We start from the raw sequence: 20,545 nt of genomic DNA on the forward strand, positions 1-20,545 counted from the left end.
ACCGCCATGTCATAAGGCAGTCATGAAAAAGCTCGATCGCCTGCCGACCCACGACGATTTCTCCCATGTCACCGACTGGGTGTTCGACCTGGACAACACGCTCTATCCGCATCACGTCAATCTGTTCTCGCAGATCGACCGCAACATGACGGCCTATGTTGCCGCGCTTTTGTCGCTGGAGCCGGCGGACGCGAAGAAGCTGCAAAAAGACTATTACCGCGATCACGGCACGACGCTCAAAGGCCTGATGATCCATCACGGCATCGACCCGAACGAATTCCTCGAAAAGGCCCACGCGATCGACTACAGCATCGTGCCGCCGGACCCGACGCTGGGCGAGGCGATCAAGGCGCTGCCGGGACGCAAGTTCATCTTCACCAACGGCAGCGTCGCCCATGCGGAGATGACCGCTCGCGCGCTCGGCATCCTCGATCACTTCAACGACATTTTCGATATCGTCGCTGCCGATTTCGTACCGAAGCCGGCGGGTGAAACCTATGACAAGTTCATGAGCCTGCACCGGGTCGACACGCGCAATGCGGCGATGTTCGAGGACCTGCCGCGCAACCTGCTGGTCCCCAAGACCCTGGGCATGAAGACGGTTCTGCTGGTGCCGCGCAACTTCGAATACGAGTTTGCCGAATCCTGGGAGCAGTCCGGGGACGAGGACGAGCAGATCGACTACGTGACCGAGGACCTTGCCAGCTTCCTCAAGCGCGTAATCGCCGACCTCTGACGCCGACACAATTTGGCCAGGGAAAAACCCCTTTCCCGCCAAAGGCTTAAATTACCAAAGTTTAACTGGTGCCCGCCGCCTGGCTGCCTATCATTCGTTCAGGGATAACCCGATCGAAAGGAAGCATGATGCGGAACAGAACCCTGATCCTTGGCGTGACCGCCCTTGCCGTCGCCGTCACAGGAATGGCTGCGCCATCCTTTGCGGCCAGAGACAAGATGACGCCCGAACAGCGGGCCGAACGCATGATCAAGCGGCTTGATACCAACAGCGATTCCAAGGTGTCGCTCAACGAGTTTCAGGCGCGCATGACCACGAACTTCAAGACATTCGACACCAATGGCGATGGCCAGATCAGCGCCGACGAGATGAAGGCGAAGCGCCAGGCGTTCCGCGACGCCCGCAAGGCGTGGCACGAAGCCAAGGGCAAGGAGCGCGACGCAGCCCTCGCCCAGCTCAAGGAGGCGCGGCCAGCCATGGTGCCCGGCATGCGGCCCAAGGCCTTCAAGCGCGTCGACACCGACGGCAATGGCTCCCTAAGTGCTGCCGAAGTCGCAAGTGCGAGCGAGAAGATGTTCAAGCGCCGCGACAAGAATGGCGACGGCGTCATCGACGCGGCCGACTTCAGCAAGAAGGTCTAGGCCAGGAAAATCAAACCCGGATGACGACACTCTCCCTCCCCCGGCGGAGCGTGTCGTCTGCGTGGCGCCTCCCCCTGGCATCGGACACGATCGCAAGGGGGAGGCGTGAATTCTGCAACATCCCCCCGAAACGACGACGCCGCGCGCCAGATTTGGCACGCGGCGTTGTTTATCCGCCAAACGAGCATTGCGCCCGAAGAAGCAGAGCTCTCTAGCGCCTACCGTTTGCCATCGGCACGGTTTTGGAATCGACGGCCTGATAGAAGCTGGAGATGATCTCCCAGGCTTCATCGGCGGTATCGACGAAGCGCAGCAGGTCCACATCGTTCGGTGCGATCGTGCCGAATTCAGCGAGCGCCTCGAAATTGATGATGGTGCGCCAGAATTTCTCGCCGAAGAGGATCAGCGGGACCAGAGCCATACGTCCGGTCTGCATCAGAGTCATCGTCTCGAACAATTCGTCGAGCGTTCCGAATCCACCCGGGAAAACCACCACTGCCTTTGCGCGCAGCAGGAAATGCATCTTGCGGATCGCGAAATAGTGGAAGTTGAACGACAGTTCCGGCGTGACGAAGCGGTTCGGCGCCTGCTCGTGCGGCAAGACGATGTTGAGACCGATCGACGGAGCACCGACATCGTCGGCGCCACGGTTGCCCGCCTCCATCACACCCGGCCCGCCGCCGGTGACGACCACGTATTCCTTGTGGTGCAGCTTGGCGGAATGCTCCGAGCAAAGCCGCGCGAACTTGCGCGCCTCGTCGTAGTAGACCGAGGCTGCCTCGAGGTTCTTGCGCTGGGTATCGTTCTTGGCCGCCCAGGCGTCACCGCCGGGCTCGGGGATGCGGGCGCCACCGAACATCACGACGGTCGAGTTGATGCCGTGTTCCTCCAGCATCATTTCGGTCTTCAAGAGTTCGAGCTGCAAACGCACCGGGCGCAGCTCCTCGCGGCAGAGAAAATCATCGTCGATATAGGCGAGGCGATAGGCTGGCGAGGCCGATTGCGGCGTCAGCGGAACCGTCTGCGCCCGCTGACGGCTCTGCGAGCTATCGGCCAGCGGATCCCAAACCCCATCCTTACGGCGCAGATTGCGCTTCTTCATGCGTGCCATGCTATCGTCTTTCCCGTCGCGTTCCGGACAATCGGCATCTCGGGCGGACGCGTCCTATCCTGTTTCATCGGTCATGAATGCCCCTGATGCCGGAGTCGTCCGAGCTTGCCAAGCCCTGGCGGGACGGCCGCGCCGAAAAGCAGTTCAACTTTTCCGGAACAGCCTCGGGCACCACGCACTTCAGCCGGCAATGAACACCCATAGCCGCAGATCGCGTCGCTGCTTAATTTTGTCCTTAAATCGATTCCGATTTGCGGAATTATGCAGTAGAGCTTTGCCAGGATAACTGCCGAACTTTAAGGAATTCCGATGACGAACCACGACCTCGCCTCCCTGTCGCAGACGATCGACGCCGCTTTTGACGACCGCGATTCCGTAAACACCGGAACGCGCGGCGCGGTGCGCGATGCCGTGGAGACGGCACTGAACCTGCTCGACAGCGGCAAGGTGCGGGTGGCAGAGCGCGGCGCCGACGGCAACTGGACCGTCAATCAATGGCTGAAGAAAGCCGTGCTGCTCTCGTTCCGCCTCAACCCGATGGAGATCGTGCGGGGCGGTCCGGGAGAATCCGTCTGGTGGGACAAGGTCGCCTCCAAGTTCGACGGTTGGAGCGTCAACGAATTCGAGAAGGCCGGCTTCCGCGCCGTGCCGAACTGCGTCGTGCGCCGCTCCGCCTATATCGCGCCGAACGCGATCCTGATGCCGTCATTCGTCAACCTCGGCGCCTATGTCGGTGAAGGCACGATGGTCGACACCTGGGCAACGGTCGGTTCCTGCGCCCAGATCGGCAAGCACGTGCATCTCTCGGGCGGCGTCGGCATCGGCGGCGTGCTGGAGCCGATGCAGGCCGGTCCGACAATCATCGAGGACAACTGCTTCATCGGCGCCCGCTCCGAGGTCGTTGAAGGCTGCATCGTGCGCGAAGGCTCGGTTCTCGGCATGGGCGTCTTCATCGGCAAGTCGACCAAGATCGTCGACCGCGCTACCGGCGAAGTGACCTATGGCGAAGTGCCGCCCTACTCGGTCGTCGTCGCCGGCTCGATGCCGTCGGGCTCGACCATGGGCAATGGCCAGCCGGCGCCGCACCTCTATTGCGCCGTTATCGTCAAGCGCGTCGACGAGAAGACCCGCTCCAAGACCGGCATCAACGAACTGCTTCGAGACTGATCAGATGACACCGGAGGGGCGGCAGCCGAACATGATCTGGCTGTTCTTCAGCCCCTCCGGTCGCATCACTCGCCTGCCCTTTTTCCTGTCCTGGCTTTTCTGGCTTCTGATCGGCGGTTTTGTCGTCGCGCAGATGTTCGCCAACGAAAACCACAACACCGCGCTGGCACTCTGGACGCTGGCGCTGATCGTGTCCGGCGTCGTTTCCACGCTGTCGATCGCCATGCTGGCAATCAAGCGGCTGCACGATATCGGTTATCCCGGACCACTCGCACTTTGCCTGTTCATCCCGGTGTTGAGCCCCGTCGTTTTCATCGCGCTCTGCCTGTGGCCCGGGGCGGAAGGACCGAACGAATTCGGCCAGCGCGGAGACGAACCCGGCGCTTAAGCGGCGCACTGTACATTTCAGCCCCGAACAGGTATGTAGCGCGCCATGAACAGGCCGGCGACAAGATGCTGGCCGCGGCAATCGGCGCCTGATGACGACCTGATCCAAGGTCTTGTTCGTTTACCGGCGCGAAAACCGAAATCCGAAAGACGAGAGATGACAGAATTCGAAGGGATCGCGCCTGCGATCGCCGAGGCGTTGGCAAAACGCGGTTACAACGAGTTGACGCCGGTTCAAAAGGCGATGCGCGATCCCGACCTTGCGGGCAAGGATGCGCTGGTATCGGCTCAGACCGGCTCCGGCAAGACCGTCGCCTTCGGCCTGGCGCTGGCGCCGACCCTGCTTGGCGATCAGCGCCGCTTCAGCGCGCCCGGCGCGCCGTTGGCGCTGGTGATCGCACCGACACGCGAGTTGGCGCTGCAGGTCAAGCGCGAGCTCGAATGGCTCTATGAACAGACCGGTGCGACGATCATTTCGTGCGTCGGCGGCATGGACATGCGCACCGAGAAGCGCGCGCTGGAACGCGGCGCCCACATCGTCGTCGGCACGCCCGGACGCCTTTGCGACCATATCCGCCGCAACTCGCTCGACATCTCCTCACTGAGCGCCGTCGTGCTCGACGAGGCCGACGAGATGCTCGACCTCGGCTTCCGCGAAGACCTCGAATTCATCCTCGAGGAATCCCCTGACGATCGCCGCACCCTGATGTTTTCGGCAACCGTGCCGCGCTCGATCGCCACACTTGCCAAGAACTACCAGCGCGATGCCGTGCGCATCAGCACCGCTTCGGAACAGAAGCAGCATGTCGACATCGAATACCGCGCCCTGACCGTGGCGTCGAACGATCGCGAAAACGCGATCATCAACGTCCTGCGTTTCTACGAAGCGAAGAACGCCATCGTGTTCTGCTCAACCCGTGCTGCGGTCAACCATCTGACCGCCCGCTTCAACAACCGCGGCTTCTCGGTCGTGGCGCTGTCGGGCGAGCTCAGCCAGAACGAACGCACCCATGCGCTGCAGGCCATGCGCGACGGTCGCGCCCGCGTCTGCATCGCCACCGACGTCGCCGCCCGCGGCATCGACCTGCCCGGCCTGGAGCTGGTCATCCACGCCGACCTGCCGACCAATCCGGACACGCTTCTGCACCGCAGCGGCCGCACCGGACGCGCCGGCCAGAAGGGCGTCAGCGCCCTGATCGTGCCGGTGAGCCAGCGCCGCAAGGCCGAGCGCCTGCTCGAAAATGCCCGCATCACCGCCAACTGGGCACGCCCGCCGTCAGCCGACGACGTCAGCCGCCGCGACGACGAGCGCCTGCTTGCCGACACCAGCTTTGCCGAGCCGATCCGCGAAGACGAAGAAGAGATCGTGCGCGCCCTGATCGAGCTCCACGGCGCCGAGCAGATGGCTGCAGCCTTCGTGCGCCAGTTCCGCTCGGGTCGCTCCGCGCCTGAAGACCTGATCGAAGTTGCCGTCGGCGACAGCCGCGCCAAGCCGCGCCGCGACGAGAAATCCACACCGCGCGAAGACTATGACGCGCCGCGTGCCGACTTCAGCGACGGCAGCTGGTTCTCGCTTTCGGTCGGCCGCAAGCAGAGCGCCGAGCCGCGCTGGCTGATCCCGATGCTGTGCCGCCACGGCAAGCTCACCAAACGCGACATCGGCGCGATCCGCATGCAGCAGGACGAAACCTTCGTCGAGATGACGGCTGACGGCGCTGAGCGCTTCCTGTCGTCGATCGGCAAGGAAGGCATGCTGGAAAAAGGCATCCGGGTGAAGACGCTTCCGGGTGCGCCTGATCTCACGCAGCAGCGCCAGGAAAAGCCGAGCTTCTCGAAAGACAAGCCGAACTTCTCCAAGGACAAGCCCGCCTATTCCAAGGACAAGCCGGCCTTTGCCAAGAAGCGCCCCTATTCCGACGATACGGCACGCAGCGACGGCGACTTCAAGCCGAAGCGCAAGTTCGACAAGAAGCCGGCCTACGCCGCCGCCCCGGCCCACACCGACGACAAGCCGCCGGAGAACCGCGAGGCCTGGACCAAGAAGAAGGCCAAGCCGAACGCCAACAAGGATGGCGGCTTCAAGCCGAAGCCCAAGGGCAACAACGCCAAGAACCGTCAGAGCTAAGCTCCGCCCAGGCACATGGCCATAACCAATCAAAAAGCGCCGCGATCCGATCGTGGCGCTTTTTTCGTCTTGGGTTGCGGACGCCGACCGTCTCAGGCTTCGAGGAAACGCAGACCGGCGACGGCAACGATGATCATCGCGATGCAGGTGATGCGCAGAAAGGAGACGGGGTCGCCGAACAGCACGATGCCGAGCACGGTGATGCCAACCGAGCCAATGCCGGTCCAGGCAGCGTAGGCGGTGCCGGCCGGCAGGTCGCGCATGGCGATCGTCAGGAGGTAGACGCTGCCAAGCGCCGCTACGATGCCGATGACACTCGGCACCAGTTTCGTCCAGCCGTCTGCATATTTGAGCGCGAGCCCCATGACGATTTCAATCAGGCTCGCCACTATCAGGATGATCCACGCCATTGCCGTCTCCATCGAAATTTTCATCTGGAGAACAATCTGGTAGGATAGGCACCGAAGAGCAATTACGCACCTTTTGGTAACTATGAAAATCTCGACGGACCTGCTGAAAGCACCCACGGCCTCCATTCCTGACGTGTTCGACCCGACCTGCTCGTCGCGCCATGCACTGGAGCTGATTGCCAGCAAATGGGCGATGCTGATCATTTCGGCGCTCGAGGAAGGTCCGATGCGCAACGCCGCACTGATGCGCCGCCTCGGCGATGTCTCGCAGAAGATGCTGACCCAGACGCTGAAGGAGCTGGAACGCAACGGTCTCGTCATCCGCGAGGACAAGAAGACTGTGCCGCCGCATGTGGAATACAGCTTGAGCGCTGTCGGTCGTTCGCTCAGCGAAACCCTGCTGGTGCTCGATCGCTGGGCCGAAACGCACTTTGGCGCGCTCGATGCGGCGCGTGAACGCTACGACGCCGAGCGTGGAAAATAGGTCTATTCGCCGTCGAGTTGTGATTGTGCGATGATTTTCACCACCCAGTCGGCAAAGACACGGAGCCGGCTGCTCAAGTGCCGGTTGGGCGGATAGACCAGATAGATCGGCATCGAGTCGATCTGCCAGTCCTGCAGCACCGGCCGCATGGTGCCGGTCTCAAGATCGCCCCGCACCATGAAACGCGGCGCCTGGATGACACCGAGGCCGGCGCGGGCGGCGGCGAGATAGGTGGTCGATTCGTTGGCCGCGACCGCATAGCGGCCATGGACCTCAATCTCCTCGGCTCCGCGCTTGAAGTAGAACGGCATCTGCTGACCGGTCTGTGGGCGGAAATAGCCGACGACATAACAATTCTTCGAAAGGTCGGACGGATGTTGCGGTGTCGAGCAACGGTCGAGATAGTCGGGCGCAGCACAGGCGATGAAGCTCATGTCGGTGATGCGGCGGGCAATCAGCGACTGGTCGGTCAGGGCGCCGACGCGTATCGCGCAGTCGACATTCTCTGCAACGTAATCGACTGTGCGGTCGGAAACGCCTAGATCGATTTGGATATCGGGGTAGCGCTTGTGAAACTCCGGCAAAGCAGGGATCACAATAAGATTGGCCATGGCGCTTGCCATTTCCACGCGCAACCGTCCTTTCGGCAGGCTCTGGGCGCTCGACAGGCTGCCGTCGAGTTCGTCGAGATCGGTGACGAGACGGGCGGCGCGTTCGTAATAAAGTGCACCATCCGGCGTCACCAGGACCCGCCGCGTCGTTCGATTGAGCAGCTTGGTGCGCAAATGCGCTTCCAAGCCCTGGATGAGATTGGTGACGGTTGCTTTGGGCATATTGAGCGAAGCGGAAGCCCGTGTGAAATTGCCGGTTTCGACAACGCGGAGAAACGCGCGCATGGCCGTGAGCTGGTCCATTTTCAATAGCCGTGATTGTTCGAGATAATGAATAGTGTAGTCGGATTGAACTGACTATTCCAGACAGAAGACAATGTTATTCTCCCATCATGGCGGGTTGTCGCCTCATGTGGGATGACCCCGTGGCAAAGGCAAGAGAGATGGGTGAACGCTTTAGACTAGAGACGATGCAGACGGGCCAAGGCTCGTGCCCGGCACGTGTCTATAGTGGCGACACGCTGCTCAATCCGCCGCCTGTGGTGCTGCACCTGCATGGCGGCTCCTTCGTTGGCAGTTCGATTGCCGCCGGCGAGCGGGTGGCCAAGGCGCTTGCGGCGGCCGGTGCCATCGTGATCTCACCGGAATATTCATCGGCCTGCCTCAATCCGTTTCCGGCAGCACTCGACGTCACCTATTCGATGCTGTCCTCGATGCGCGCGCGTTGCCCGCAATTCGCGCACAAGAAATCGATGCTGTTCATCGCCGGCGAAGAGGCGGGCGGCAACATCGCCGCCGGCGTGGCGCTGATGGCCCGCGACCAGTTCCTGACCGACCTCAAGGGGCAGATCCTCTTGTCGCCGATGCTGGATCCGTGCCTGGCGACGGCGTCGTTTCGCAAATACTGTCCCGAGACCTCGGTGCAATCGATCGCCGAGGGATGGCAACGGTATCTCGGCGAATGCGGTGGCTTCACGCATCCCTATGCCGCTCCAGCACACTGTACGCGGCTCGCCGGTCTTGTGCCCGCGCTGATCCTGACCAGCGAGGAATGCCCGATGCGCGACGAGACTGCGGCCTATGCCGACCGCCTCCGTCAGGCGGGTGTGAGCGTCCAATCGCAAATTCTTCCCGGCCGGGCCGGGTGGATACCGCAAAATACCGTGAACGCCGAAACCTGGGCCGCCCAGGAAGAAACGATTACCGGCATCTTTTCCCGCTTCTTTCAACAGGCAGGGGCAAAGCCGGCGGAAATGACGATGCGTTAGCAAGGGACGACAAGGCGACAGGCCTTCCCCCGCGCTGACGACAGCAGCAAAAGCGCCGGCTCCCAACCGGCAAGGAGAGAAAAATGACATCGACAGTGACCCGCCGGGCCCTCTGGGGCGCCGGCCTGAGCATCCTATTGTCTACCGCTGGCGCAGCCGCCGTTCTTCTCGGCCTGCCCCAGCACTTCGAAGCGGACGCCGCAACCGAAACGGCAGCGGCACCGCCGCCGGCCGTTCCGGTTTCGGTGGCCAAGGCCCAGTCGCGCCGCATCACCACCTGGGAAGATTTTTCCGGACGGCTGGAGGCGATCGAGCGTGTCGAGATCCGTCCCCGGGTCGGCGGCGCCATTCTTGAAAGCCACTTCCGCGAAGGCGCCCTGGTGAAGAAAGGCGACCTGCTGCTGACCATCGATCCCGAGCCCTATGCGGCAGCCGTCGACCGGGCAGCCGCGCAGGTCTCGGCAGCCGAGGCGCGCGTCGCACTTGCCAAGACGGAGCTCGATCGGGGACGCAAGCTCGTCACCACCAGCGCGATCCCGCAGAGCGGCGTTGACCAGCGCCTCAGCGCCTTCGACGAAGCACAGGCAAGCGTGCGCTCCGCCAAGGCGGCGTTGCGCACGGCCGAGCTTGACCTTCAATACACCGAGGTCCGGGCCCCGATCTCCGGCCGTGTCGGCCGGCTGGAAGTGACCGCCGGCAATCTCGTTGCCGCCGGCTCCGCCTCGCCGGTGCTGACGACGCTGGTTTCGGTCGATCCCATCTACGCAAGCTTCAGCGCCAGCGAAGAGGTGGTGACCACCGCCCTCGCCCGGCTCCAGGCCTCGGCCGGCGGCAACGCCATCGAGCGCATCCCGGTGCAGATCGGCACCGCTGCCGACGAGGGCACGCCAATCTCAGGCCATATCCAGCTGATCAACAACGAGGTGGATGCGGCAACCGGCACGATCCGCGTTCGCGCCGCCCTTGAAAATGCCGATGGACGGCTGATCCCAGGCCAGTTCGTTCGCATTCGCATCGGCGAACCGGAGCCCGAAGAAAAGCTTGTCATCAGCGATCGCGCCATCGGCTCCGACCAGGACAAGAAGTTCGTCTTCGTCGTCGGATCCGACAACAAGGTCGAGTACCGCCAGGTCAAGCTCGGCCCGAATTCCGACGGACTGCGCATCGTCGAAAGTGGCCTGAAGACCGGCGAGAACATCGTCGTCAACGGCCTGCAACGGGTGCGCCCGGGCGTGCTCGTGGCACCGCAGCAGGTGGAAGAGACGACGGCGTCGATCGCCGCCAAGTAGGACATGACGGCACCCGCTTCGGCACTCGCCGCGGCGGGATCGACCGCCCGTACATCACTTAGCAGATCCCGGCGCGTGGCGAGTGTTCTTGCCGCGGCTGCCGGAGGTTTGCCTGAACTCGTCCCAAGGGGGATACGTCAATGAATTTCTCACGCTTCTTCGTCGACCGCCCGGTCTTCGCGGGCGTTCTTTCGGTCCTGATCTTCGTGGGCGGCCTGCTCGGCATGACCGGCCTGCCGATCTCCGAATATCCCGAAGTCGTGCCGCCGCAGATCGTCGTGCGGGCGCAGTATCCAGGCGCCAACCCGGCCGTTATCGCCGAAACCGTCGCAACGCCGCTCGAAGAACAGATCAACGGCGTCGAGGGCATGCTCTACATGCAGAGCCAGGCGACGGCGGACGGTCTGATGACGCTGACCGTCACCTTCGAACTCGGCACCGACCCGGACCAGGCCCAGCAACTCATCCAGAACCGGGTGTCGCAGGCCGAACCGCGCCTGCCCGAGGAAGTGCGCCGTCTCGGCGTCACCACCGTCAAGAGCTCGCCGGACCTGACGCTCGTCGTGCACTTGCTCTCGCCCAACGGCCAGTACGACATCAATTATCTGCGCAATTACGGCGTGCTCAACGTCAAGGATCGCCTCGCCCGCATCGAAGGTGTCGGCCAGGTGCAGATCTTCGGCGGCGGCGACTATTCGATGCGCATCTGGATCGACCCGCAGAAGGCTGCCGAGCGCGGTCTGGCGGCGAGCGATGTTGCCAATGCCATCCGCGCGCAGAACGTCCAGGCCGCAGCCGGCGTCATCGGCGCCTCGCCGTCCGTCCCGGGGCTCGACCTGCAGCTCTCCGTCAATGCGCAGGGCCGCCTGCAGACGCCTGAGGACTTTGCCGATATCGTCGTCAAGTCGGGCGCCGGTGGCGAGGTCACGCGCCTCGGCGACGTTGCACGTGTCGAAATGGGCGCTGCCGACTACTCGCTGCGCTCGCTGCTCGACAACAAGGCAGCCGTCGGCATGGGCGTCTTCCAGGCGCCGGGCTCGAACGCGATCCAGATCTCGGAAAACATCCACAAGGCCATGGCCGAGCTGAAGCTGACCATGCCGGAAGGCGTCGACTACGAGATCGTCTACGACACGACGCAGTTCGTGCGCGCCTCGATCGAATCGGTCATCCACACCCTGCTCGAAGCGATCGCGCTTGTCGTCATCGTCGTCATCGTCTTCCTGCAGACGTGGCGCGCCTCGATTATCCCGCTTGTCGCCGTTCCCGTCTCGATCGTCGGCACCTTTGCGGTGATGTACGTTTTCGGCTTCTCGATCAACGCGCTCAGCCTGTTCGGCCTGGTGCTGGCGATCGGCATCGTCGTCGACGACGCCATCGTCGTGGTCGAAAACGTCGAGCGCAACATCGAACAGGGTCTGTCACCTGTTCAGGCGACCTACCGCGCGATGCAGGAAGTTTCCGGACCGATCATCGCCATCGCGCTGGTGCTCGTTGCCGTGTTCGTGCCGCTCGCCTTCATCACCGGCCTGACCGGGCAGTTCTACCGCCAGTTCGCGCTGACCATCGCGATCTCGACAGTGATCTCCGCCATCAACTCGTTGACGCTTTCCCCGGCGCTCGCTGCCCTGCTCCTTCGCGATCACCACGCGCCGAAGGACTGGCTGACCCGCGCCATGGACAAGGTGTTCGGCTGGTTCTTCCGCGGCTTCAACCGGTTCTTCGGGCGCAGCTCGGAAGCCTACGGCCGCGGCGTCGGCCGCATCCTGACGCGCAAGTCGCTGATCATGGGCGTTTATGTCATCCTGCTCGGCGTCACCTTCGTGCTGTTCCGTGCCGTTCCCGGCGGCTTCGTGCCCGCCCAGGACAAGCAGTATCTGATCGGTTTTGCCCAGCTGCCTGATGCAGCGACGCTCGACCGCTCGGAAGACGTCATCCGCCGCATGAGCGATATCGCGCTCAAGCATCCCGGTGTCGAAAACGCCATTGCCTTCCCGGGCCTGTCGATCAACGGCTTCACCAACTCGTCGAACTCCGGCATCGTCTTCGTGGCGCTGAAGCCGTTCGAGGAGCGCACGACACCCGAGCTTTCGGGCGGGGCGATCGCCATGCAGCTGAACCAGGAATTCGGCGCGATCCAGGATGCCTTCATCGCCATGTTCCCGCCGCCGCCCGTCCAGGGTCTTGGCACCACCGGCGGCTTCAAGCTGCAGATCGAGGACAAGAACGGCCTCGGCTACCAGGCGCTCGACGAGGCGACCAAGGCGTTCCTCGCCAAGGCTTACCAGACGCCGGAACTGGCCGGCATCTACTCGAGCTTCCAGATCAACGTGCCGCAGCTCTATGCCGATCTCGATCGCGTCAAGGCGCGTCAGCTCGGCGTCGAGGTGACCGACGTCTTCGAAACCCTGCAGATCTATCTGGGCTCGCTCTACGTCAACGACTTCAATGCGTTTGGCCGCACCTACAGCGTGCGCGTCCAGGCCGATGCCAACTACCGCAGCCATGCTGACGACATCGGCAAGTTGAAGGTGCGTTCGCAATCGGGCGAGATGATCCCGTTGTCGGCGCTGTTGAAGGTCGAGCAGACGGTCGGCGCCGAGCGGGCGATCCGTTACAACGGCTTCCTGTCGGCTGACATCAATGGCGGTCCGGCTCCGGGCTTCTCCTCGGGCCAGGCCCAGGCGGCAATCGAGAAGATCGCAGCCGAAACGCTGCCCCCGGGCATCGCGTTTGAATGGACCGATCTGACCTACCAGCAGATCCTTGCCGGCAATTCGGGCATGCTCGTCTTCCCGCTGGCGCTGCTTTTGGTCTACCTCGTCCTCGCCGCCCAGTATGAGAGCCTGACCCTGCCGATCGCGATCATCCTGATCGTGCCGATGGGCATCATGGCCGCCCTTGCCGGCGTCTGGTTGACGGGAGGCGACAACAACGTCTTCACCCAGATCGGCCTGATCGTGCTTGTCGGGCTATCGGCCAAGAACGCGATCCTGATCGTCGAGTTCGCCCGCGAACTGGAACTGTCAGGCAGCACCGCCGTTCAGGCGGCGATCGAGGCGAGCCGGCTGCGCCTGCGTCCGATCCTGATGACGTCGATGGCGTTCATCATGGGTGTCGTGCCCCTGGTGATCTCCACCGGCGCCGGCGCGGAAATGCGCTCGGCCATGGGCGTCGCGGTCTTTGCCGGCATGATCGGCGTCACCGCCTTCGGCATCTTCATGACGCCGGTGTTCTATGTGCTGATCCGCAAGCTTTCGGGCGAGCGGCCTTTGAAGCACGCCGGCGCGCATATCGAAGCGCCTCATCTTGCACCCGGGGAATGAGACCCTTCCACCTCAAACGGTTCACGCGGGCCGGCCCCATCCCGGCCCGCTGAGCTGCGGCGTTGCACCTCCGCCCCCGGTGCAGCGCCGCATTGCATCCTGCGTGACAGCCGCACAACGATCGGATAAACCAGCAGCCTCAATCCCATTGGCCCCAGCGCCACGCAGACGGCATATCGCTACATGACCTCGACAGATCCGATCGCCAATCTCGCCACCTTCATCCGTTGCCCCTCCGTTACCCCTGCCGAAGGCGGCGCGCTCTCAGCGCTCGAAGCCATGCTGAAACCGCTCGGCTTTGCCGTCGACCGGGTCATGGCAAAGGAAGCGGGCACGCCCGATATCGAGAACCTCTATGCCCGGCTCGGCAATGATGGGCCGCATCTGATGTTTGCCGGCCATACCGATGTCGTTCCGGTCGGCGACGAAAATGCGTGGACCCACGGTCCGTTCTCAGCCGATATCGCCGACGGCGAGATGTATGGCCGCGGCGCGGTCGACATGAAGGGCGGCATCGCCTGCTTCGTCGCAGCCGTCGCCCGCCACATCGAAAAGCACGGGCTCCCGAAGGGTTCTGTCTCCTTCCTCATCACCGGCGACGAGGAAGGCCCCGCCATCAACGGCACCACGAAGCTTCTCGACTGGGCGGCCGCCAGGGGCGAACACTGGGATGCCTGCCTCGTCGGCGAGCCGACGAACCCCGACCGGCTCGGCGATATGATCAAGATCGGCCGCCGCGGTTCGCTTTCGGGCCGAATCACCGTCCACGGCGTCCAGGGCCATGCGGCCTATCCGCATCTGGCCGACAGCCCGGTGCGCGGCATCCTGCAGCTGACCCAGGCGCTGATGGATCCGCCCTTCGACGCAGGCACGGAAAACTTCCAGCCGTCGAACCTGGAAGTGACGACGATCGACGTCGGCAACGGCGCCGTCAACGTCATTCCGGCAAAGGCGAGTGCGGCCTTCAACATCCGCTTCAACGACACCTGGACTGCCGAAAGCCTGATGGCGGAGATCATCGCCCGGCTCGATCGCGCCGCAGCAGACGGCGCGCTGCGGCCGGGTCGCGATCCGGTCCGATACGAGATCACCTGGAACGAGCGGCCGAGCCACGTCTTCCTGACGCGCAACAATGCGCTGATCTCATCGCTCTCTGGCGCTATCGAAACGGTCACCGGCCAGCAGCCAAAACTTTCGACCACCGGCGGCACCTCGGACGCGCGGTTCATCAAGGACCATTGCCCTGTCGTCGAATTCGGGCTTGTCGGCCAGACCATGCACATGGTCGACGAGCGTGTCGCCGTCGCCGATCTCGAGACGCTGACGCAAATCTACGAAACCTTCATCTTCAGCTGGTTCGGCCATGCCGCTGCTTGAGGAGGTCCTTTCCTACATCAAGGGCCTATGGCTGCTGATCCAGGGTAATGGCGAAGGCTTTCGTTGGCTCGATTTCAGCGAGAGCGGATTGTGGCGCTCGTTTGCGGCGATGCTCTGGTGCCTGCCGGCGATTGCCGTCACCTGGGCGTCCTGGCGGCTCTATTATCTCTCGGCGATGCCATCGGGAACCACGGTCGGCTTCGGCTTCATCTTCAAGCTGCTGGTCGTCGACCTCGTCAGCTGGCTGCTGCCGCTGGTGCTGATCTTCCTCCTCGCGCGCCCGCTCAGCTTTGCCGCCGCCGTCGTGCCGATCATCGTCACCACCAACTGGCTGTCTGTACCGCTGTCCTATGCGATGGCCGTGCCGGCCGCGATCCGCCTCGTCATTCCCGGCAGCGAGGGGCTGACCAGCCTGATCTGGCTGGTGCTGCTCTTCGTCAGCATCGGTGTGCTCTTCCGGCTGCTGCGCATCATCACCGGAAACCAGACCCTGCTGGCCACGGCGCTGACGGCACTCTTCCTGCTTCCGTCGATGATGATGGGTGAATTGCTGCAGCGGTTTTTCGGCCTGATCCCGGCCTGACAGACGTCACGCGCCCTCGGCGCGCGACGTTGCCTTCCTCAATAATCGACCTGCATGAAATAGAGCCCGTCGGGCGGCGCCACCGGGCCGCAGGCCTTGCGGTCACGCGCTTCGAGCGCCGCCTGCAGGTCGTCCGGCGTCCACTTGCCCTCGCCCACCAGCTTCAGCGAGCCGGCAAACGAGCGGATCTGATTGTGCAGGAAACTCTGCGCGGTGGCACGAATCTCGATCAGATTGCCGGTCCGGGTGACATCCAGCCGGTCGAGCGTGCGCATCGGGCTCTTCGCCTGGCAATGGATGGAACGGAAGGTGGTGAAGTCATGATGGCCGACGAGCCGCTGCGCGCCCTCATGCATCGCCGCGTGATCGAGCGGCTTCGTCACCCACCACGCCCGTTTCGCCTCCAGCGCCAGCCGCGACGGCCGGCAGATGATGCGGTAGAGATAGTGGCGGCGCAGCGCCGAGAACCGCGCGTCGAATTTGTCTGTGACTTCCTGCGCGTCGAGGATCGAGACGCCTTCGCGGGCCACGGCCAGATGGGCATTCAGCGCATTGCGCAGCGTGTGGGGCTTCCACTGGCGCGTGAGGTCCACATGGGCCACCTGCCCGACCGCATGCACCCCGGAATCGGTGCGCCCGGCTCCACGGACCGAGACGGTTTCACCGGTCAGAGACAGGATCGCCTTTTCGATCGCGCCCTGGACGGAGGCGCCGTTGTCCTGCCGCTGCCAGCCGACATAATCAGAGCCGTCATATTCGACGGTCAATCGAAAGCGCGGCATCAGCCGACCCTCGTGCCGGCGGCAACCGGCGTACCGCGCAGGAAATCGGCAAGGCCAAGCGCCTTGCCGCCAGCCCGCTGCAGCCGCGTCGGCCGGACGGCGCCTTCGCCGCAGGCAATGGTCAATATATCGTCGAGCACGGTTCCGGCAGAGCCTTCGGCCGCCACGCGCTCGGAGTTCAGGACCTTGACGCGCTCCGGCTTGCCGGCGATCTCCAACTCGAACCATGCCCCCGGAAACGGCGACAGGCCGCGAATGTGGTCGTGCACCTCGCGCGCGGTCTTGGCGAAATCGATACGGGTCTCAGCCTTGCTGATCTTGGCGGCGTAGACGACGCCCTCCTCGGCTTGCTCGGTCAGCGGCAGATCATCGGCTTCGAGCTTGCCGATCGCTTCCTTCATCAGCGTCGCGCCGACCTGCATCAACTTGTCGTGCAGTTCGCCTGATGTCATCGTCTCGCCGATCTGCACCGCCTTGGTGAGCGCGACCGGGCCGGTATCCAGCCCCTTGTCCATCTTCATCACCATCATGCCGGTCTCATGGTCGCCGGCCATGATGGCGCGCTGGATCGGCGCCGCACCACGCCAGCGCGGCAGCAGCGAGGCATGGCCATTGTAGCAGCCGAGCCGTGTTCCGGTCAGGATCGCTTCCGGCAGCAACAGGCCGTAAGCGACGACGACGGCGACATCCGCGTCGAATTCGCGGAAGGTCTGGCGGTCGGCTTCGTCCTTGAAATTGACGGGGGTGAGAATGGGAATGCCGAGCAGCTCGGCTGCCTGGTGTACGGGCGACTTCTGCAGATCGAGGCCGCGGCGGCCGCCGGGCCTGGGCGGCTGGGTATAGACGGCAACGATCTGGTGACCAGCCCCGGCAAGGGCTGCCAGCGTCGGCACGGAAAACTCCGGCGTTCCCATGAAGATGATGCGAAGCGACAAGGCGGATACTCCGACCGTTTGAAATCAGGCCCCTTCAAACGGGTTTACGCGCCTCAAATCAAGCCCTTCTACGACAAAGCGCCCCTGCGGGCGCTTTCCTCGGGATCAGATCGCCTTGGCGCCGCGGGTCTTGGCGGCCTTGGTGAACCGGCGGATCACCATGTCGCGCTTGAGCTTGGAGATGTGGTCGATGAACAGCACGCCGTTCAGGTGGTCGATCTCGTGCTGCAGGCAGGTCGCAAGCAGGCCATCGGCCTTGACGATCTGCTCCTTGCCGTCACGGTCGAGGTGCTTGACGGTGACCGCGGCCGGACGTTCCACCTCGGCATAATAATCCGGAATGGAAAGGCAGCCTTCCTCATAGACCGAGAAGTCGTCCGACGAAGCGACGATTTCGGGATTGATGAAGACGTGCGGGGTCTTCTCGTCGCCTTCCTTGGAGACGTCGAGCACCAGCATGCGCTTCGCCACGCCGATCTGGATGGCGGCGAGCCCGATACCGGGAGCGTCATACATGGTCTCGAGCATGTCGTCGGCCAGGCGACGAATGTCGGCGTCGATGGTTTCGATCGGGGTCGAGACCTGACGCAGGACAGGATCGGGGAGGATGATGAGTGGCTTGATCGTCATATCGCTCCCATAACCGATCTTTCCGTCCGGGTGCAAGAAAATTGGCGCACACTCTTCCAGCTCAGCGCCAATGCACCGATCTCGTTAACCGCCCGGCGCAAATGTTCTTGTTTTGATCTGGCCTTCGAAAGAGAATCTGCTAGGCTTGCCGCATGGAACCTGCGCCCATTTCGTTCGATCAGCCCGTTTTTCTCATCGGCACAACACCCTTGACTGTCGCTCATCTCTGCATGATCTTGGCGGCGCTGGCGGTCGGTTTCATGCTGATGTCCGTTTCGCGAAGGCGGCGGGCCGGCGACGATGAGCGCCATGAACAGATGGCCATGCTTCTGGCGGCGCAAACGGAAATGCAGGGTCGCATCGCGGCAATGGCCGACGTGTTCGGCACCCGTCAGGCGGAGTTGAACCAGACGCTGAGCCAGCGGATCGACGGCATGACGCACCGGATCGGCGCCTCGATCAGCGAACAGACCAAGGCGACGCATGAAAACCTGCGGCGATTGCAGGAACGCCTGGCGGTGATCGACACCGCCCAGAACAACATCCAGTCGCTGGCAAAGGACATGGCTGGGCTGCAGGCCATCCTGTCGAACAAGCAGACGCGCGGCGCCTTCGGCCAGTCGCGCATGGAAACGATCGTCGCCGACGGCCTGCCGATGGGCGCCTTTGCCTTCCAGACGACGCTTTCCAACGGCGCCCGGCCGGACTGCACCATTCGCATGCCCAACGACCAGCCGCCGCTGGTGATCGACGCAAAATTTCCGCTCGAAGCCTGGAACGGCATGCGCGACGCGACAACGCCGGAACGCCGGCAACAGATGGTCCAGCTCTTCCGCCGCGACATGGAGGTGCATGTCCGCGATATCGCCAGCAAATACCTGATCCCTGGCGAGACACAGGAGACGGCCTTTCTCTTCGTCCCCTCCGAATCGATCTTCGCGGAGATCCACGAGCATTTCGAAGCGATCGTCCAGAAAGCGCATCGCCAAAGGATCGTCATCGTCTCGCCGTCGCTGCTGCTGCTATCGATCCAGGTGATCCAGTCGATCCTCCGGGACGCCCGGATGCGCGAGCAGGCCCACCTCATCCAGGGCGAAGTGGGGCGGCTGATGGAGGACCTGACGCGCCTCGATGAACGGGTGCGCAAATTGCAGGGCCACTTCGCCATGAGCCAGAAGGATGTAGAGGAAATCCTCATCTCCTCGGGCAAGCTTTCCCGCCGCGGCGCCAAGATCGAAGCGCTGGAACTCGAGGCGGAAGGTGTGGCGCGGCCGGAAGAACCGCGCCCTGCTGCCGACAATCGCGTCGGGCAATTGCGCCTCAGGGTGGTTGACGAGGACTGACCGTCTCGGGCACTCTCCGGCCAAAATCAGCAAATCGACGGGACATCCTCACATGATCACTGTTTTTGGGTCTATCAACATGGACCTGATCGCCACGACCGCGCGCCTGCCGAGGCCCGGTGAAACCGTTGCCGGCTCTGGCTTTTCGACCGCTGCCGGTGGCAAGGGCGCCAACCAGGCGCTGGCCGCGCGGCGCGCCGGAGCCATCGTTCACATGGCCGGCGCCGTTGGCTCCGACAGCTTTGCCGATGGCGCACTTGAATTGCTGAAGGAGGCCGGCGCCGACCTGTCGTTGACCAAGACCGTCGATGAGCCGACCGGCACGGCCCATATCCTCGTCGGCGGTGACGGCGAGAATGTCATCGTCGTCGTTGCCAGTGCCAACGCGACCGTCAACGAAGCGGATGCCGTTGCGGCCGTCGACGGCATGCACGCCGGCGACACCTTGATGCTGCAGCTGGAAATACCGGCGGCATCAGTGGAAAAGGCGCTCGCCGAAGCGCGGCGCAAGGGGATCCGCTCGGTCATCAATATCGCGCCCCTGACCCCGGAAGCCGCCCGCCTCGGCCGGTTGGCCGACATCGTCATTGCCAACGAGACAGAATTCGAGCTGCTCGCCGGCAAGACCGGCATCGGAAGCACTGAGCGGGAAGAGGCGATGAAAAAGCTGCATGCCGAAACCGGCCACACGGTCATTGTCACGCTGGGCGCTGAAGGCGTCGTCGCCGTGCACGAGGGCGAAGTCCATCGCGCCCGTGGCCTGAAGATCGATCCGGTCGATACCGTCGGTGCCGGCGACACGTTCTGCGGTTACCTCGCCGCAAGTCTCGACGAGAAGCTCGCCTTTCCCGAGGCTCTCCGACGCGCGGCGGTTGCCGGATCGCTCGCCTGCCTGAAGCGCGGCGCCCAGCCATCGATCCCGCTCGCATCAGAAGTCGAGCCGCGCATCTGATAGCGCGGCTTCGGACTTGAAGTGCGTTGCGGTCGCTCGCGCGCGGCACTTCAAGCACTCATTTCCTACGCATGTCGTTGCCGAAAATCGCGGCACACTTTTGCCCTGCAAGCTTTGACGCCCGTCGTGTGAACCGATTTCGCACGACGCGGCTTTCTGCCCTGCCTTGCCGAAAGCGCCCCCCCTTGAGCGGGCAGCGGCCTTGAAAACCACTCGTCGCCCGCCTTTGCGCAATCCGGACAGTCTTTGTCGCGGAGGTGAAACTTTGCGCGCAGATTCTCTATGAGCAGGGTATGAATTAGCCATCGCGTTGGCCCTATCTTAAGATTTGCTCGTCTATTCAAGACCATGAGAAAGCCGTTTCCCCAGGGGATGGGCAGCCTCCATA

General features: G+C 63.3%; 19 protein-coding genes. 13 read left to right on the forward strand and 6 right to left on the reverse strand.

All coding sequences use genetic code 11. The annotated features are described in order from the left end of the window. The first annotated feature begins 22 nt into the window (after nt 1-22). Both BLJAPNOD_RS00895 and BLJAPNOD_RS00900 read left to right on the forward strand, forming a co-directional pair. The gene (locus BLJAPNOD_RS00895; RefSeq protein WP_115418603.1) at nt 23-736 is read left to right on the forward strand and encodes a pyrimidine 5'-nucleotidase; all 714 of its coding nucleotides are present in this window, start codon (nt 23-25) and stop codon (nt 734-736) included. Between the two features lie 128 nt (nt 737-864). Beyond that, nucleotides 865-1,377, forward strand: a complete 513-nt coding sequence (locus tag BLJAPNOD_RS00900) for an EF-hand domain-containing protein (RefSeq protein WP_158556092.1) — start codon at nt 865-867, stop codon at nt 1,375-1,377. 211 nt (nt 1,378-1,588) lie between these two features. Here the strand turns inward: BLJAPNOD_RS00900 and BLJAPNOD_RS00905 are convergent, their stop codons facing one another. Then, entirely contained in the window at nt 1,589-2,488 is a 900-nt protein-coding gene (locus tag BLJAPNOD_RS00905; protein WP_077502952.1) for an LOG family protein, read from the reverse strand. 309 nt (nt 2,489-2,797) lie between these two features. Here BLJAPNOD_RS00905 and dapD point away from each other — a divergent pair, with 309 nt between their 5' ends. The 3 genes from dapD (at nt 2,798) to BLJAPNOD_RS00920 (ending at nt 6,167) form a co-directional block, all read left to right on the forward strand. After that, on the forward strand, nt 2,798-3,655 hold the full coding sequence (dapD, locus tag BLJAPNOD_RS00910; RefSeq protein WP_115418605.1) for a 2,3,4,5-tetrahydropyridine-2,6-dicarboxylate N-succinyltransferase: 858 nt from the start codon (nt 2,798-2,800) through the stop codon (nt 3,653-3,655). A gap of 4 nt (nt 3,656-3,659) precedes the next feature. Continuing rightward, complete coding sequence (locus BLJAPNOD_RS00915; protein ID WP_077502954.1) at nt 3,660-4,043, forward strand: DUF805 domain-containing protein; 384 nt, start codon at nt 3,660-3,662, stop codon at nt 4,041-4,043. Between the two features lie 156 nt (nt 4,044-4,199). Continuing rightward, nucleotides 4,200-6,167: a DEAD/DEAH box helicase gene (locus tag BLJAPNOD_RS00920; protein WP_115418606.1), complete on the forward strand. Its 1,968-nt coding sequence runs from the start codon at nt 4,200-4,202 to the stop codon at nt 6,165-6,167. A 92-nt stretch (nt 6,168-6,259) separates the two neighbouring features. Here BLJAPNOD_RS00920 and BLJAPNOD_RS00925 read toward each other — a convergent pair whose 3' ends face one another. After that, entirely contained in the window at nt 6,260-6,577 is a 318-nt protein-coding gene (locus BLJAPNOD_RS00925) for a multidrug efflux SMR transporter (RefSeq protein ID WP_115421078.1), read from the reverse strand. 82 nt (nt 6,578-6,659) lie between these two features. Here BLJAPNOD_RS00925 and BLJAPNOD_RS00930 point away from each other — a divergent pair, with 82 nt between their 5' ends. Then, nucleotides 6,660-7,061, forward strand: coding sequence for a helix-turn-helix domain-containing protein (locus BLJAPNOD_RS00930; protein WP_115418607.1), 402 nt, complete (start codon nt 6,660-6,662; stop codon nt 7,059-7,061). A gap of 2 nt (nt 7,062-7,063) precedes the next feature. Here BLJAPNOD_RS00930 and BLJAPNOD_RS00935 read toward each other — a convergent pair whose 3' ends face one another. Beyond that, a complete protein-coding gene (locus tag BLJAPNOD_RS00935) occupies nt 7,064-7,975 on the reverse strand; it encodes a LysR family transcriptional regulator (protein WP_115418608.1) in 912 nt (303 codons plus the stop codon). Nucleotides 7,976-8,115: 140 nt separating this feature from the next. On the opposite strand from BLJAPNOD_RS00935, the gene BLJAPNOD_RS00940 reads away from it, so the two are divergent. The 5 genes from BLJAPNOD_RS00940 to BLJAPNOD_RS00960 all read left to right on the forward strand — a co-directional run bounded on the left by BLJAPNOD_RS00940 (nt 8,116) and on the right by BLJAPNOD_RS00960 (nt 15,515). Then, complete coding sequence (locus BLJAPNOD_RS00940; protein ID WP_115418609.1) at nt 8,116-8,940, forward strand: alpha/beta hydrolase; 825 nt, start codon at nt 8,116-8,118, stop codon at nt 8,938-8,940. Nucleotides 8,941-9,023: 83 nt separating this feature from the next. Next, entirely contained in the window at nt 9,024-10,229 is a 1,206-nt protein-coding gene (locus BLJAPNOD_RS00945; protein WP_115418610.1) for an efflux RND transporter periplasmic adaptor subunit, read from the forward strand. Nucleotides 10,230-10,369: 140 nt separating this feature from the next. After that, nucleotides 10,370-13,555 carry a multidrug efflux RND transporter permease subunit gene (locus BLJAPNOD_RS00950; RefSeq protein WP_115418611.1) on the forward strand — a complete coding sequence of 1,062 codons (3,186 nt, stop codon included), beginning with the start codon at nt 10,370-10,372 and terminating at the stop codon, nt 13,553-13,555. 183 nt (nt 13,556-13,738) lie between these two features. After that, the gene (dapE, locus tag BLJAPNOD_RS00955) at nt 13,739-14,932 is read left to right on the forward strand and encodes a succinyl-diaminopimelate desuccinylase (protein ID WP_115418612.1); all 1,194 of its coding nucleotides are present in this window, start codon (nt 13,739-13,741) and stop codon (nt 14,930-14,932) included. Further along, on the forward strand, nt 14,919-15,515 hold the full coding sequence (locus tag BLJAPNOD_RS00960) for a hypothetical protein (RefSeq protein WP_115418613.1): 597 nt from the start codon (nt 14,919-14,921) through the stop codon (nt 15,513-15,515). The genes dapE and BLJAPNOD_RS00960 overlap by 14 nt, the downstream gene beginning before the upstream one ends. Before the next feature lie 38 nt (nt 15,516-15,553). Here the strand turns inward: BLJAPNOD_RS00960 and truA are convergent, their stop codons facing one another. From truA to def, 3 genes are all read right to left on the reverse strand, one after another. Beyond that, complete coding sequence (truA, locus tag BLJAPNOD_RS00965) at nt 15,554-16,297, reverse strand: tRNA pseudouridine(38-40) synthase TruA (RefSeq protein WP_115418614.1); 744 nt, start codon at nt 16,295-16,297, stop codon at nt 15,554-15,556. Next, entirely contained in the window at nt 16,297-17,232 is a 936-nt protein-coding gene (fmt, locus tag BLJAPNOD_RS00970) for a methionyl-tRNA formyltransferase (RefSeq protein WP_115418615.1), read from the reverse strand. The genes truA and fmt overlap by 1 nt, the downstream gene beginning before the upstream one ends. A gap of 105 nt (nt 17,233-17,337) precedes the next feature. After that, on the reverse strand, nt 17,338-17,862 hold the full coding sequence (gene def, locus BLJAPNOD_RS00975; RefSeq protein ID WP_115418616.1) for a peptide deformylase: 525 nt from the start codon (nt 17,860-17,862) through the stop codon (nt 17,338-17,340). 152 nt (nt 17,863-18,014) lie between these two features. On the opposite strand from def, the gene BLJAPNOD_RS00980 reads away from it, so the two are divergent. Continuing rightward, on the forward strand, nt 18,015-19,205 hold the full coding sequence (locus BLJAPNOD_RS00980) for a DNA recombination protein RmuC (RefSeq protein WP_115418617.1): 1,191 nt from the start codon (nt 18,015-18,017) through the stop codon (nt 19,203-19,205). Nucleotides 19,206-19,257: 52 nt separating this feature from the next. Continuing rightward, nucleotides 19,258-20,157, forward strand: a complete 900-nt coding sequence (locus BLJAPNOD_RS00985) for a ribokinase (protein ID WP_115418618.1) — start codon at nt 19,258-19,260, stop codon at nt 20,155-20,157. The last annotated feature ends 388 nt before the right edge of the window (nt 20,158-20,545 follow it).

The organism is Ensifer sp. M14 (assembly GCF_003355565.1).
In the GTDB taxonomy this organism is placed as follows: Bacteria; Pseudomonadota; Alphaproteobacteria; order Rhizobiales; family Rhizobiaceae; genus Ensifer.